Raw genomic sequence first — 14,855 nt, forward strand, 5'->3', positions numbered from 1 at the left:
TTCCTTTTCTTTTTTATTCTTTATGGCAAACCACTTCTATATTGTTCCCATCTGGGTCAATCATAAAAGCAGCGTAGTAAATCGGTTGCTCACTGCGATAACCAGGAGCCCCATTATCTCGCCCACCTACCTCTAAACCAGCCTCATAACAAGCCTGAACCTCTTCCTTATTTTCTGCTAAAAAAGCAAAGTGAATAGGATTTTGTGTCCCCTGAGCCAGCCAAAAATCACCACCAGGATGAGGGCTGTTTGGGGCAAGAAAACTGATTAGAGAAGTGGTCTTAAAAGCCAATTTATAGCCCAAAGGAGCGAGAAAACTCCTATAAAATCCTTCTGAAATTTGTAAATCCTTTACCTTAATTTCAAAATGATCAATCATTCTCACTCCCCATAAATGCTTTCAAGCGGTTAACTGCTTCTTTAAGCGTGTCTAGGTCTGTCGCATAGCTGAGGCGCACATTTTCTGGCGCTCCGAATCCTGCTCCTGTGACCAAGGCAACTTCGGCTTCTTCAAGAATAGCCGTCGTAAATGCTGTTACATCGCTATAACCTTTCATCTCCATAGCTTTTTTGACATTTGGAAAGAGATAGAAAGCTCCTTGTGGTTTGACAACTTCAAAACCAGGGACTTCACACAAGAGTGGATAGATGGTATTGAGACGTTCTTCAAATGCTTGACGCATAACTTCCACAGAATCTTGCGGTCCAGTTAGGGCTTCGATAGTTGCATATTGTGAAACAGCAGTTAGGTTAGAAGTTGTTTGACCTGTCAATTTGCTCATAGCAGCAATGATTTCTGGATCACCCACTGCATAACCTACCCGCCAACCTGTCATGGCATAAGCTTTTGATACACCGTTAATGACAATGGTTTGCTTGCGAATGGCTTCTGATAGACTAGATATTGGTACGAACTCATTCCCGTTATAGACCAAACGACCATAAATATCATCTGCTAGGATGAGAATGTCATGTTCAACTGCCCAATTTCCGATAGCCAAGAGTTCCTCGCGAGTGTAAATCATACCAGTCGGATTAGATGGCGAATTTAGCACCAAAACCTTGGTTTTGTCTGTGCGAGCTGCTTCCAACTGCTCTACGGTCACCTTAAAGTGATTGTCTTCCTTAGCAGGAACAAAGACTGGCACACCTTCTGCCATCTTGACCTGATCTCCATAACTAACCCAATATGGGGTTGGGATGATGACTTCATCACCTGGATTGACCACAGCCATAAAGAAAGTATAGAGTGAGAACTTAGCACCGGTAGCAAATGTGACTTCGTTGGCCGCTACGGAATAACCATAATAACGCTCAAAATAGGTATTGACTGCTGCTTTTAACTCAGGCAAACCTGAAGCTACCGTATAGAAAGAAGCACGTCCATCTCGAATGGCTACAACAGCTGCATCTTGAATATTTTTGGGAGTATGGAAATCGGGCTGACCTAAAGTTAAGAAAAGTACATCTTTTCCTTCAGCCTTTAACTTCTTTGCTCTCGCATCACTAGCTAAAGTGACACTTTCTTCCATTTCTAAAACACGGTTGGATAGTTTCATAGGCCCTCCTTATTGACCAATGCTCCTGTTTCAAAATCTACTAGATAAAAATTAGTTCCTGACTTGACTTCCCAGATTGGCTTGTCTTGATAACGACCAAAGGTAATTTTGTCAATCTCGCCAGCTCCTTTTTCCTTAGAAACAGCTTCTGCTTTTTCTTGTGAAATACCCTGATTTAGCTGATAAACGTAAATCTTATGGTCATCTTTTCCAATCAGGACAGCAAGTGCTTCTTGTTTTTTATTACGACCAAGAACGCTATAATAAGATTCCAAGCCATTGTATAAATCAACCTGATCAGCCTGCTCTAATCCTGCATACTGCTGAGCTAATTTTTCTCCTTCACTTTTAGCTGTTTGATAAGGTTTCATGCCAAGAGAAACCAGATACAGAAAGGAAGCACTGATAACCACAAGCAAAATCGTCATCCCTAGACCATACTGCCACAGTAGATTATTTTTTGCTTTATTTTGTCTTTTTTTCACTCGTCTATTTTACCATCTATTGGGCTTTATTACAAGCGAATGCAAGAACAAACCTATATTATTTCTTCCTTCAAAGTAAACCGATTTTTCTTGATTAAAACCGAGCAAGAAAAGTAAAGACAGCTCCAAAATCAACCTATTAAAAAACCTGAGCTTTGGTACTCAAGTTTTCGTAAGTTCTTTTACTTTATAGAATCACTTTATCATCCATTCTTTTAGCCATTTTTCCTAAAAAGATAGCCAGTAGAAGGCTAATCAAGACTAAAAATAATCCTAGATAAAGAAATGTTAGCACAAAGCCTAAATTGTCAATCAACCACCCTGTCAGTGGGAAGAAGACAATCATACTTAGGCTAAACATCATAGAGTAGACACTTAGCATGGTTGCCCTTACTTCACTTGGAAGTCGCTCTTGCAAATCATTGTCAAAAATCGGCTGAAAAAGAGCATATAGAGCATTACTAATCAAATAAACCAAAATATAGATTAGAGGTGTTCCAAAGTAGGACAGCAGGTAGGTAACTCCAGTCAGCAGGACGAGAATAGGGAAAAGCTTCAAGGCAGCATAGTTCTTTCCAATCTTACTCGCTAGATAGACTGCAAGGATATTCAGGAGACTTCCAAGTAGCATAACTGCTGAAATTTGCCAACTACTTAAATCTGGTAACTGATTTTGATAGTAAAAATAAAACATGCACATGAGTGTACCAACAATCTGAGACAAAATCATCCAGTTGAAGAGCATGGGATTTCGCTTCAACTCATCCTTAACAGTCCAAATAATCTGTCTCATAGTCACACTATTAGCTTTTTCTAGCTTGACACTAGGTTCTTTCAGCATCCAAATCAGGAAAAGAACTATGATAGAAGTGGCAATCATGATATAGTAGGTCAGGTGCAATTGGCCATGGACAAAAAATCCCGCCAACACTGTCCCCAAAGACCGAGTTCCTTCTGCTACTCCTGATAGGAAGCTTGAAATGGATAGATAACGCTCCTTTAGTCCAGCCTCTACAGCCGAGTCATAGACCATTGCTGCGCTTGTTCCTGAATCAAAATTGTAAGACAAGGCACTTACCGCCATAGCTAGTGCATAAATCCAAAAATTTCCCTGACCAGCCAACATGAGAATAGAAGAGATAATTCCTGCTATTCGACTTAAATAAAGGTTGGTCTTATAGGAATAGCGGTCAGCTAACATACCAGATGGAATTTCACAGAGAAGACTGGTAGTATGAAAAATACTCTCCAGAAGTCCAATCTGCCAAAGAGACATGCCGTTTTGACTGAGAAAGAGAATCCAAAAACTGGTAATCCCTAGAAATGCAAAAAACTCAACTCCTGCCATCAGGCCAATATTTTTCCGATAATTTCTTATTAACATCTTTTCTCCTTTAACAAGTGTATTATTATTTCTTTTGTCCGTCACTTGTTAATCTTTGCCTTACATAATCTCCACCCCTTTTAGAAGCATTCTTCAATGCCATTATTTTTCCTTTAATGATTTATGAAATGATACCGGAAAATAGCTGTTCTGCGGTTTCTATTGCGAGTTTTCTTGTTTATTTTAGCACTTATGTCATCATATTACAAGAGAATATAGGAATACTCATCTAAAATCAAATACATTCCAGTCGCAAGTAACTAAAGTTTCTACAATTTTATAATTTTAAAATAAACTCTGAGCAGATTTCTTGCAAGTCCTTTTCTTTTGTTGTAATATACATTATAACAACGAGAGGATTCTCGGAAATTTAAGAAAAAGGAGACACATCATGTCTAAAAAAGTATTATTTATCGTCGGATCACTACGTCAAGGCTCTTTTAACCACCAAATGGCCCTCGAAGCTGAGAAAGCACTTGCTGGTAAAGCGGAAGTTAGCTACCTTGATTATTCAGCCCTTCCTCTCTTTAGCCAAGATTTGGAAGTTCCAACTCATCCAGCTGTAGCGGCTGCTCGTGAAGCAGTTCTGGCTGCAGATGCCATCTGGATTTTCTCTCCAGTCTACAACTTCTCTATCCCTGGTACAGTGAAAAACTTGCTTGACTGGCTATCTCGTGCCCTTGACTTGTCTGATACACGTGGCGCTTCTGCCCTCCAAGACAAGTTTGTCACAGTGTCATCTGTAGCCAATGCCGGTCACGATCAACTCTTTGCTATTTACAAAGACCTCTTGCCATTTATCCGTACACAAATCGTTGGCGATTTCACTGCTGCACGTGTTAATGACTCTGCTTGGGCAGACGGAAAATTGGTTCTCGAAGAAACAGTCCTAAAATCAATTGAAAAACAAGCTCAAGATTTGATCAATGCGATCAAGTAACTAACATAATAAAAGCGAACAAGACTACTTTTCTGACACTCAGAAGCCTAGCTTGTTCGCTTTTTTCTCATTTATAAACTAAAATAGCTGATGATACATATTGCCAAATACAAAATATCTGATTTCTATACTTTCTTTACAAAAACCAATTCCTGTAGCTGGGACAGGTCTTCTCGGAAGCTAAATCCTGCAAAGCTTAAGCGACGAACTTCCTCCACCGTCTGCACTTGATTTTCTATCAGAGACGTTAGGAAGGCACCACGCGCTTTCTTGGAAATGGTTGAGTGAATCTTCAGCTGACCACCTCTATCCTCCATGAATTTGAAGGTCACCATTTTTTCTCTGATTTCCTTAGAAAACACCGTCTCAAACTCGGACGACAAGAGAGAAAAAATCACTTCTTCCTTCTTCAGAGCTTCATCATAAGCTGCCTTCCAATGGCTCTTCAAAGTCTTACCAGCGACTTTCAACTTCATCAAAAAGTCCAAACGGTGAGGTGCCATAGGTGACAAGGCTGGAACAACACCGTACAAGGCCGAAGTAATAAAGACATGATTTTCAAGATAATCTTGTTCCGCCTCGGTCAGTTTGTCTCTCTTGATGTGACGATACATGAGCCCATCAAAAAGTTTCAAGGCTGGGTAGTGTTGAGCAGTTTGCCTTTTCAAAACTTGGATATTTTGAAATTCTTCCTCTGCCTTTTCAACTGATACCTTGTAAAAACTCTCCAATTGACTAGCAGAATAGAGAGCCAAGGCGGCCAGCACGGCCTGACTTTCTGGTCTTAAAGGAGTTGCCTCGATACTTGGCAAGTCTGTGTTCATTTCTTTTGCTGTTGGGATTAAAATTTTCATATTGATAGTGTAGCATATTTTTTAGCCACAACCAAGAAATTCATCTGATACTCAATGAAAATCAAAGAGCAAACTAGGAAACTAGCCGCAGGTTGCTCAAAGCACAGCTTTGAGGTTGCAGATAAAGCTAACGTGGTTTGAAGAGATTTTCGAAGAGTATGAAAAACCTCGGTTTAACCGAGGCTTCTCTATTTATTTGGGCCATCCTAACCAGACAGCCACGAGAACAAGGGCTAGGCCAGCTAAACTTGTTAAGATAGATAAGAATTTATCTTTTTTCTCCTTGAACTGAGAAAAACCTAGCTTCAAAGCAAACAATCCAAGTAGCATTGAAGCAACCATCACATAAAAACCCATTTCTTTGTCCTCCATTAGGCTTAATTTACCTTATTATAACATATATTTCTTAAATAAAGCTATTTTTACTGGACTTTAAAGGTCTTGAGATAGTTGTCTTTTCCTACTTGACCTTCGAAGGTTTTACCATTTTCAAGGTAAGGAAGGTCATCCGATACAGAGGCCTTGACCTTGTAAATCTTGCCATCAACTTTAAAGAAGTAGACGGTGTCTCCCTTGATAACAGCTGATTTGAGGTCTGCTACTACTCCCTTAATGCTTTCTGTTGTTGCATTGTCAATTTCAAGGTCGTTTTTATTGGCGTACTTGCTGAGTAGCTCTTCCACTGTCGTAGCTACGATAACGTTTTGGTACTCGACTGCGTCTACCAGGGCGTACTCTTTGACCAAGCCAGCATTGTCCTTCAAGCCCATGATATAGAGAGGCTTGTCATTGAGGTTGATGAGGATTGGGAAGGTCGCCTTGTAGGATTTCTCCTGAACAGCACCTTCGGCTGATTCACGGGCTGATTCTTCTGTCGCAGAAGCCAAGCTGTACTTAGTGATTTCTCCTGTTCGCATATTTTCTAGGATGAAACCAAGATTACTTTCATCTGCATTGGCCGATGTCACGCCTGTGTAGAGGTAGATGTCATTGCCGATAGACAAATAATTATATCCCTTGGTAGTCTGGGTCACGTTTTTCTTGGAAATCATGGCATTCCAGAAACCGTCCTTGTACTTGCCGTTGTAGTTGATTTGCTCAATGGTTTCCTCAGCTGGATAAACCCTGTCCACCCATTCCGGAACATCTGCCAAGCTGTATTCCTTGGTTTCTCCATTTGTAGCATCCAAGATAATGACTGAAACAGGACGAGGAACCGCCAGTCCAAATTGCTTTTGGTAAACCGTCGCTACATAGAAAGGATTGCCCTCATCGTCCACCTCAAAAGATGGAGTCTTGAAGATTTTAGTTGGGTACTTCAAGCGCAGGTGACGCTTGACATCACGGTTAAAATACTCCGAGTCCGAATACTTGATTGGTGTCTTCAAGTCCACCAAGTCCGCATTACCAGTTACCATGTCCACCTTGATATACTCGCCGATTCCCTTGGCTTGATTGTTAAACCACTTGATAGGATCTGCATATTCTAGTGGTGTGACCCGATAAGGCTTCCCATCAATCGTCAATTGGGTATAGGTGTCTGCCGCTACGTACTGCGACACCTTATCCGTTAGGGAACCCAAGTAGCGGTCGCCAATTTTTTCAGCAGTACTTCTATCTAAGATAGGAACCTTACTGGTGTCAGTCTTAGGAAATTCAGTAAAGTCTTTTTCCGTGACCGTAACTACATTGGCATAATTTTTAGCCTGAAAAATGCTAGAAGTCACCAAGGAAACCAAGGCTGCTAAGAGAAGAATTCCTCCAATAGAAGCTAAAAGGATTTTCCCTAACCGATTGATTTTGAAACCCTCAAGATTTAAGGCAGCTTCCGCCTTGCCGTGGCGCACATGAACCGTTTTGACAAGGTTTATCCCCTTGCCAAAGCCAAATAAGACTGCTACAACCAGCAAATGCCCACAGAGGAAAAAGAGAAATTCCCAGCTGGTCAGGTTAAGGGGCGGTAAAAAGATATACCAGGTCGTTGCTATAAAAATAAGTTCAAAGATTATCCGTTTCATTTGCTTTCCTCCTAAATGATTCGTCCTTCCAAGTGATCCAGTTCATGCTGGCAAATCTGAGCTGGGAAGCCTGTCAAGGTAATGGTCTGTTCCTGCCACTTGCTGTCTCGATAGACAACCCTTATGGTTTCATAACGCTTAGTAGGTCTCACACCTGTCAAGGACAAACAGCCTTCTTCTGTCTCATAAGGTCCTTCAGAGGACAGGAGCACTGGGTTAAACATGACCACAGGAACCAAGCCCAGATTAAAGATAATCACGCGCTTCTGCACCCCAATCATATTGGCAGCCAAACCGACACAAGTCTCACGATTTACTAAGAGTGTATCCTGTAAATCTCTGGCAAGATGCAGGTCTTCCTGACTTGCCGGCTGAGATACCTGAGATAAAAATAAGATATCCTTTACAATTTTCTTTTCCACTTCCTCACACTCCTCTTGCTTTTTACTATATTATAGCAATTATAGCACAAAAGCTGATAACTGCAAGCCCTTTCCCTCAACTATAACAAAAAGCCATCCGAAGATGACTTTTTCTTTTTAAATCGCATTCTTGTCAAAGCCGAGTTTACGTTGGATAAATTTAACAATTTCGACGATAATAATCATTGAGAAGCTTCCGCCCATAACGATTCCCCATTGTGACAAGTCTAGTTTGGTTACATGGAAGATTCCTTCAAGCGGTTCTACGACGATTGTTGCCATAAGAAGGATGAAGGATACCAAGATGGACCAGTTGAATGTCTTAGACTTGAATGGACCAACTGTCAAGATGGATTGGTAAACAGACTTGACATTGTAGGCATGGAAGAGCTGAATCAAACCAAGTGTTGCAAAAGCCATAGTAAGGGCATCCGCATGAATGGCATGATTGTCACCCACGTGAACTGGGTAAAGAAGGGCAAGACCATAAACACTCATAACAAGGGCTGCTTGGAGTACACCTTGATAGATGATAGAACTCAAAACACCACCTGAGAAGAAGCTTGCCTTGCGTCCACGTGGTTTATGGTTCATGACACCAGGCTCAGCTGGCTCAACACCTAGAGCGATAGCTGGGAAGGTATCCGTTACCAAGTTGATCCACAAAAGATGAACTGGCTGCAAAACATCCCAACCAAACAAGGTTGATAGGAAGATGGTTAATACTTCAGCAGTATTTGCAGAAAGTAGGTACTGAATAGTCTTTTGAATGTTTGAGAAGACCTTACGTCCTTCTTCAACTGCAACAATAATAGTCGCAAAGTTATCATCTGCAAGAATCATGTCAGAAGCCCCCTTAGAAACCTCTGTACCAGTGATTCCCATACCGATACCGATGTCTGCTGTTTTCAGGGCTGGCGCATCATTGACACCGTCACCTGTCATGGCAACGACTTTACCTTGTTTTTGCCAAGCCTTTACGATACGAACCTTGTGCTCTGGAGACACACGGGCATAAACAGAGTATTGACCAACTACTTTTTCAAAGTCTTCATCTGACAGTTCGTTGAGCTCAGCACCAGTTAAAACGTGGCCTTCTGTATCGTTTGCATCAATGATTCCCAAACGTTTGGCAATCGCTTCTGCAGTATCTTGGTGGTCACCTGTAATCATAATCGGACGAATTCCAGCTTCCTTAGCCACATGAACAGCCTCAGCAGCTTCCGGACGTTCAGGGTCAATCATCCCAATCAAACCAGTAAAGATTAAATCATTTTCAAGCACTTCAGAAGTAAGGTTTTCTGGAATGCTATCAATAATCTTATAAGCACCTGCAAGGACACGCAAGGCTTGGTGAGCCATTTCAGAGTTGTTTGTGTGAATGAGGTTTGTAACCTTCTCGTCAATCGGAGCAATATCTCCAGCTTTGTCACGAAGAACACAACGTTTCAAAAGTTGGTCTGGCGCACCTTTAACAGCTACGAGGAAGCGTCCATCTGCAAGTGGATGAACTGTTGACATGAGCTTACGTTCAGAATCAAATGGCAACTCAGCCACACGAGGATATTTCTCTAAGAAACCTTTGACATCGTAGCCCTTGTCCAAGGCATATTGGATAAAGGCTGTTTCGGTTGGGTCACCAATCAGGTTGCCTTCAACATCAATTTTCGTATCATTGGCCAAAACAACTGAACGAAGTAGCGGCATTTCAAGACCCAGTTCAATGTCATCAGCTGAGTCATGTAGGACTGCATCGTAGAAGACTTTTTCGACTGTCATCTTGTTCATAGTCAGCGTACCAGTCTTATCAGAAGCGATGATTTCAGTTGAACCAAGTGTTTCTACTGCTGGCAACTTACGAACGATAGAGTTTCGTTTGGCCAAAACTTGAGTTCCAAGGGAAAGAACGATGGTCACGATAGCAGGAAGTCCTTCTGGAATAGCTGCAACGGCAAGCGCAACAGAAGTCAACAACTCACCAAGTGGATTTTTCCCTTGGATGAAGACACCAACTACAAAAGTAACAAGGGCAATGACCAAGATAGCATAGGTCAAGACCTTAGAAAGGTTGTTCAAGTTTTGTTTGAGTGGTGTATCTGTCTCATCCGCATCTTGAAGCATGCCAGCGATATGACCAACTTCAGTGTACATACCTGTATTGACAACAACACCCATCCCACGACCATAGGTCACATTTGAGTTTTGGAAGGCCATATTGACACGGTCACCAATACCTGCATCTGCAGCAAGCTCAACTGTCAAGTCTTTATCGACTGGAACAGACTCACCTGTCAGGGCTGCTTCTTCGATTTTAAGAGAGTTGGCTTCTAGCAAACGTAGGTCTGCTGGCACCACGTCACCTGCTTCGAGGGCAACAATATCACCTGGTACCAATTCTTTAGAATCAATCTCAGCCATATGACCATCGCGAAGAACGCGAGCAGCTGGACTTGACATAGATTTGAGGGCTTCGATGGCTTCTTCTGCTTTTCCTTCTTGGTAAACACCAAAGGCAGCGTTGATGATAACCACGGCTAGGATGATAATGGCATCTGCGATATCTTTCCCACCAGAAGTCACGACTGACAAGATTGCTGCCGCAACTAGGATAATAATCATCAAATCCTTAAATTGCTCGATGAATTTGACCAGGATTGATCGTTTCTCGCCTTCTTCGAGTTCATTGTGGCCAAATTCTGCAAGGCGCTTTTCCGCCTCACTTGATGACAAACCTTGCTCGGTCGCATCCACAGCCTGCAAGACCTCTTCAGGACTTTGAGTGTAAAACGCTTGGCGTTTTTGTTCTTTTGACATGTGTCTCCTCCTTGACATTGTGTGCAAAACAGACTCTCTTTTTCCTCATCGCATCTTTTCACGACAAACAAAAAGAGACCTGTTAATCATAACAAGTCTCGCTGTTTAAGATAGTGCCGGAAAGCATACTTTTCAGTATAAAATTCGGAATGACGACACTATCACAGGTTTCTGCCAGCTACTCCCTTGAGTAGTACTATTATACCAAATTTTGAAGAAAATTCAAGGAATTGAATCATCTTAGACAGTCAAACTATCATGACTAATCATTACTATTTCATCAATAATCAATAGTTAATACTTGAACACTTTCTCTATTATTCGAAACTTCTTCATCAAGATAGTCTATACTAACATCTTTTGTATGCAAGTCATAACGCAATAGAAACCATAAATATCCTTTAGATAGTGATTTTCTTTTTATTTGAACTACTGTAGGAATGTCTTTCTTATAGGATACACTTCTTAATCTTTCCTCTATTCTATAACGATCTGCTGTAAATTTACTTGTAATAAATTGATTAAATGCCTCTTTATTGATAAAAGCAACAGCTATCAATACAATAGAAAGCATATAGAGAAAATATTTAGAAAGCTGTACTGAGTATTTTAAAGAATAAATGAGCATAATCCCCAAAACAAATAATACAATTGTCATATTATATCTACTGAAACTATCTAAATTTTTTGCTTCATCATAGGGCATTGATACAATGTACATAGCTAACAAATTAAGATGATAAATAATATAAGTTAAACTAGGAAAAACGACTAACTCTATTCCCAATATTTTCTTTTTAGCTAAAATACAATAGATTAAAACTCCCCCTATTAGCACAAGCAAAATTAAAATAATATTATCAAATGAAAAAATTCGTTGAGCATATTGAAACATTATCTCAATTATTTTGCTTTTTCCTTTATCTAACAAATTCTCCTTATAACTCACTAAACTAAATGAATGTTTTGACTTATTTCCTGCAATAAAAACATAAGAAACATGTGCTTTCCATAAAATGTTTACAAAGACAATCCCAACAACTACATAGAATGTTTGTAACCAAATATGAAACCGTAATTCTTTTCTCATCCTAAAAGAATAGAAAATCATGAGAAATAGTGCAGAAATTACAAAAAATATACCACTTGTTTTTACAGATATCAAAAATAAAAAAATTAAACTAAGCTGATAAGTTATTTTTTGTAAACTCTTTTGATAAAAGACAATTATGTTGATAGTAGCCAATGCTAATGATGTCAACAATGTATCTACAAGTAAATCATAGGGCTGAATATTTACTATAAAGAGTAGTATGATAAACATTATGACTGGGATACTATACTTTTTCGAATTTCTAGAAATCCATACAAAAAATGTAAAGCATGCACTAAGTACTAGCCAAGATTGGGCAACACTCATAAATCCTTCAGAATGAAGACCTGTAATTTTTGACATATAGTAAATAAAGCTGGCACTACCTGTCGCATAACTTTGAAATTGTATTAGGTCAGATTGAAAATTAGGAAATTGATTATATGTTACAATTTCTTTAGCTACTATCCCCCAATGTGAAAAATTATCATAATGAATCCATAAATTATCTTTTAAAAGGATAAATAAGAATATCATAGCAAGAAAAAAACAAAAGGATTGCTGAATATATTTTTTATCAGTTATCAAATAAAGAGAATATTTATTCAGAAAGATTCCTATACAAAAAAGAACAATCGAGGTCAGCTTCAATATATTCAAAAGACCTGAAAGAAAGATGATTGTCCCAATACCTGAAAAAACCACAACTGGAATAAAAGAAACTTCTATCTTCGTCTTTAATCTAAAAAAACTGAAATATCCAAAAATTGATAAAAATAATAAGAGCATTCTAAAAACAATTAGCATGGTAACTCCTTCTCTCTAAACACCCACCTTCTTTGAACTTGATAACTGGCGAGAAATAAGATTGTATCGACTGCTATTTTAATAGCTGTTTCAGAACCAGAAAACATATTCCAAACAACTGTCACCATTGCTGCAGACAAGAACATTTGGAAAGCAGCCAAGCTATAGTATTTCACAATCGTTTTATGAATCCTTTTTTCACCATCAAAGACAAAATTCTTATTTATTGTAAAATTAAAATAAGATGAAATTATTCTTGACAAAATGGTTGATAGTAGAATCAACAATGCTCCTCTATGAATTCCTACAGATAGGGAAAGCCAAAGGAACAACTGAAACAATCCAATATCAACTAAAAAGGAAGAAAGAGAAGATAACAAATATTTAAAGAATGATGCAAAGATTACTTTGTAAATTCTCAATGAATCTTTAATAGGATTGAAATGAGTTTCAGCATTCCCATCAAAGTAAATAGTTTCAATCCTTATTTCTTTGATGGGAATTGAATTATCAAATGTATGGATTAACATTTTAGTCTCATACTCAAATCGTTCACCTGAAATCTCCAACATTTCATGTAAAATTGCCTTTGGAAAGCTTCGAAGTCCAGTCTGAGTATCTGTAATTTTTCGACCATAAAGCAATTTAAATACTAATTTTGTAAGCTTATTCCCAAATTTACTTTTTGGTGGAACATTTTCAGAATCAAAATCACGACAACCTAAAATGAGTGAGTCAGGATAATTAGAAATTGTCTCTACCATAGATAAGACATCTTCAACCCTATGTTGTCCATCCGAATCAGCAGTGACAATCCCGTTATATTCTTCTACATTTGGCATTGTCAGAAAATAGTTAAAAGCATTTTTTAAGGCACGACCCTTTCCTAAATTTTTTGCATGGGTTAATATCTGACATCCTTGTTTATCTCTTAGTTGTTCAAAAATATAACCACATTCTGACCTACTTCCATCATCTACAATTAGAATATCTTCTAAACCAGATTGCCTTAATTTTTCTATGTATTGAATCAAATCAAGTGGAGGATTTAGGGCAGGAATAACAATCAATGTTTTCATATAATCTCCTTTGGTATTTGCTAATATTTTTGTATAAAAAAGCATAAACTTCCAGATATCATTTTATCACGTTTCCTAAAAAAAAAAAGCATTTTCTGCTTTGTATTTTCTTAGTTTTATCCGTCCTATTTGAATTTTCCCTTGAAAACCAGTATAATGGTAGAATGCTATGTGACTAGAAAGGAAGTTGAATGAAGCAATCTATCTCAAATCTCAAGTTAGCTGAGCGTGGGGCCATTATCAGCATTTCAACCTATTTGATCTTGTCTGCAGCAAAATTAGCAGCTGGTCATCTTCTGCATTCATCCAGTTTGGTGGCTGATGGTTTTAACAACGTGTCGGACATCATTGGAAATGTGGCCCTCTTGATTGGGATTCGAATGGCACGCCAACCTGCTGACCGAGACCACCGTTTTGGTCACTGGAAGATTGAGGATTTGGCTAGCTTAATTACTTCCATCATCATGTTTTATGTCGGTTTCGATGTACTTCAGGATACCATTCAGAAGATTCTCAGTCATGAAGAAACGGTCATTGATCCTCTGGGTGCAACTCTAGGAATCATTTCTGCAGCGATTATGTTTGTGGTCTATCTCTACAATACTCGCCTCAGTAAGAAATCCAACTCCAAGGCGCTGAAGGCAGCTGCCAAGGACAATCTTTCTGATGCTGTTACCTCTCTTGGTACTACCATTGCCATCCTAGCTAGTAGTTTCGATTATCCCATTGTGGATAAACTGGTTGCTATCATCATCACTTTCTTTATCTTGAAAACTGCCTATGATATCTTTATCGAGTCTTCCTTTAGTCTTTCAGATGGCTTCGACGACCGCCTGCTTGAGGACTATCAAAAAGCCATTATGGAAATTCCCAAAATCAGCAAGGTTAAGTCCCAAAGAGGTCGTACCTACGGCAGCAATATTTACTTGGATATCACGCTGGAGATGAATCCAGACTTGTCAGTTTATGAAAGTCATGAGATTGCGGATCAAGTCGAATCTATGCTGGAGGAACGTTTTGGAGTCTTTGATACCGATGTCCATATCGAACCAGCACCTATCCCTGAGGATGAAATTTTAGACAATGTCTACAAAAAATTGCTTATGCGCGAGCAATTGATTGATCAGGGAAATCAACTGGAAGAACTCTTAGCTGACGATTTTGTCTATATTCGTCAAGACGGAGAACAGATGGATAAAGAGGCCTATAAAGCCGAAAAAGACTTGAATTCTGCTATCAAGGATATCCAAATCACTTCCATCAGTCAGAAAACAAAACTCATCTGCTATGAGTTAGATGGTATCGTCCATACCAGTATCTGGCGTCGCCACGAAACTTGGCAAAATATCTTTCACCAAGAAACAAAAAAAGAATAGAGAAATCCTGTCATGAGACGGGAT

13 protein-coding genes are annotated in these 14,855 nt (G+C 39.2%); 2 read left to right on the forward strand and 11 right to left on the reverse strand.

The features are described 5' to 3' along the window. Positions 1-13 precede the first annotated feature (13 nt). The 4 genes from HWX15_RS09305 to HWX15_RS09320 all read right to left on the reverse strand — a co-directional run bounded on the left by HWX15_RS09305 (position 14) and on the right by HWX15_RS09320 (position 3,428). Positions 14-379 (reverse strand): VOC family protein, encoded by a 366-nt coding sequence (locus HWX15_RS09305; RefSeq protein WP_175880955.1) that lies wholly within the window; start codon positions 377-379, stop codon positions 14-16. After that, complete coding sequence (locus HWX15_RS09310; RefSeq protein WP_175880956.1) at positions 372-1,559, reverse strand: pyridoxal phosphate-dependent aminotransferase; 1,188 nt, start codon at positions 1,557-1,559, stop codon at positions 372-374. Before HWX15_RS09310 ends, HWX15_RS09305 begins: the two co-directional genes overlap by 8 nt. Continuing rightward, entirely contained in the window at positions 1,556-2,044 is a 489-nt protein-coding gene (locus tag HWX15_RS09315) for a cell wall elongation regulator TseB-like domain-containing protein (protein ID WP_175880957.1), read from the reverse strand. Before HWX15_RS09315 ends, HWX15_RS09310 begins: the two co-directional genes overlap by 4 nt. Positions 2,045-2,231: 187 nt before the next feature. Then, positions 2,232-3,428 carry an MFS transporter gene (locus HWX15_RS09320; protein WP_102211609.1) on the reverse strand — a complete coding sequence of 399 codons (1,197 nt, stop codon included), beginning with the start codon at positions 3,426-3,428 and terminating at the stop codon, positions 2,232-2,234. Between the two features lie 391 nt (positions 3,429-3,819). Between HWX15_RS09320 and HWX15_RS09325 the strand changes: the two genes are divergently transcribed. Next, the gene (locus HWX15_RS09325; RefSeq protein WP_175880958.1) at positions 3,820-4,368 is read left to right on the forward strand and encodes an NADPH-dependent FMN reductase; all 549 of its coding nucleotides are present in this window, start codon (positions 3,820-3,822) and stop codon (positions 4,366-4,368) included. Between the two features lie 125 nt (positions 4,369-4,493). Here the strand turns inward: HWX15_RS09325 and yaaA are convergent, their stop codons facing one another. From yaaA to HWX15_RS09360, 7 genes are all read right to left on the reverse strand, one after another. After that, on the reverse strand, positions 4,494-5,222 hold the full coding sequence (gene yaaA, locus HWX15_RS09330) for a peroxide stress protein YaaA (RefSeq protein ID WP_175880959.1): 729 nt from the start codon (positions 5,220-5,222) through the stop codon (positions 4,494-4,496). 192 nt (positions 5,223-5,414) lie between these two features. Next, positions 5,415-5,579, reverse strand: a complete 165-nt coding sequence (locus HWX15_RS09335; RefSeq protein WP_175881014.1) for a YczI family protein — start codon at positions 5,577-5,579, stop codon at positions 5,415-5,417. A 65-nt stretch (positions 5,580-5,644) separates the two neighbouring features. After that, positions 5,645-7,240 (reverse strand): hypothetical protein, encoded by a 1,596-nt coding sequence (locus tag HWX15_RS09340; RefSeq protein ID WP_175880960.1) that lies wholly within the window; start codon positions 7,238-7,240, stop codon positions 5,645-5,647. A gap of 11 nt (positions 7,241-7,251) precedes the next feature. After that, the gene (locus tag HWX15_RS09345) at positions 7,252-7,662 is read right to left on the reverse strand and encodes a peptide deformylase (protein WP_175880961.1); all 411 of its coding nucleotides are present in this window, start codon (positions 7,660-7,662) and stop codon (positions 7,252-7,254) included. Between the two features lie 117 nt (positions 7,663-7,779). Continuing rightward, entirely contained in the window at positions 7,780-10,476 is a 2,697-nt protein-coding gene (locus tag HWX15_RS09350) for a cation-translocating P-type ATPase (protein ID WP_175880962.1), read from the reverse strand. 280 nt (positions 10,477-10,756) lie between these two features. Further along, positions 10,757-12,376, reverse strand: coding sequence for a hypothetical protein (locus HWX15_RS09355; RefSeq protein WP_175880963.1), 1,620 nt, complete (start codon positions 12,374-12,376; stop codon positions 10,757-10,759). Then, positions 12,370-13,455: a glycosyltransferase gene (locus tag HWX15_RS09360; protein ID WP_175880964.1), complete on the reverse strand. Its 1,086-nt coding sequence runs from the start codon at positions 13,453-13,455 to the stop codon at positions 12,370-12,372. Before HWX15_RS09360 ends, HWX15_RS09355 begins: the two co-directional genes overlap by 7 nt. A gap of 191 nt (positions 13,456-13,646) precedes the next feature. On the opposite strand from HWX15_RS09360, the gene mntE reads away from it, so the two are divergent. After that, entirely contained in the window at positions 13,647-14,831 is a 1,185-nt protein-coding gene (gene mntE, locus HWX15_RS09365; protein ID WP_175880965.1) for a CDF family manganese efflux transporter MntE, read from the forward strand. Positions 14,832-14,855: the final 24 nt, after the last annotated feature.

The sequence above is a fragment of the Streptococcus thalassemiae genome (genome assembly GCF_903645285.1).
GTDB lineage: Bacteria > Bacillota > Bacilli > Lactobacillales > Streptococcaceae > Streptococcus > Streptococcus thalassemiae.

Bases quoted from the DNA above. Each gene is read 5' to 3' on its own strand.
- HWX15_RS09335 (WP_175881014.1), bottom strand. From the start codon at position 5,579: ATGGGTTTTTATGTGATGGTTGCTTCAATGCTACTTGGATTGTTTGCT.
- HWX15_RS09320 (WP_102211609.1), bottom strand. From the start codon at position 3,428: ATGTTAATAAGAAATTATCGGAAAAATATTGGCCTGATGGCAGGAGTT.
- mntE (WP_175880965.1), top strand. From the start codon at position 13,647: ATGAAGCAATCTATCTCAAATCTCAAGTTAGCTGAGCGTGGGGCCATT.
- HWX15_RS09355 (WP_175880963.1), bottom strand. From the start codon at position 12,376: ATGCTAATTGTTTTTAGAATGCTCTTATTATTTTTATCAATTTTTGGA.
- HWX15_RS09360 (WP_175880964.1), bottom strand. From the start codon at position 13,455: ATGAAAACATTGATTGTTATTCCTGCCCTAAATCCTCCACTTGATTTG.
- HWX15_RS09305 (WP_175880955.1), bottom strand. From the start codon at position 379: ATGATTGATCATTTTGAAATTAAGGTAAAGGATTTACAAATTTCAGAA.
- HWX15_RS09325 (WP_175880958.1), top strand. From the start codon at position 3,820: ATGTCTAAAAAAGTATTATTTATCGTCGGATCACTACGTCAAGGCTCT.
- yaaA (WP_175880959.1), bottom strand. From the start codon at position 5,222: ATGAAAATTTTAATCCCAACAGCAAAAGAAATGAACACAGACTTGCCA.
- HWX15_RS09340 (WP_175880960.1), bottom strand. From the start codon at position 7,240: ATGAAACGGATAATCTTTGAACTTATTTTTATAGCAACGACCTGGTAT.
- HWX15_RS09310 (WP_175880956.1), bottom strand. From the start codon at position 1,559: ATGAAACTATCCAACCGTGTTTTAGAAATGGAAGAAAGTGTCACTTTA.
- HWX15_RS09350 (WP_175880962.1), bottom strand. From the start codon at position 10,476: ATGTCAAAAGAACAAAAACGCCAAGCGTTTTACACTCAAAGTCCTGAA.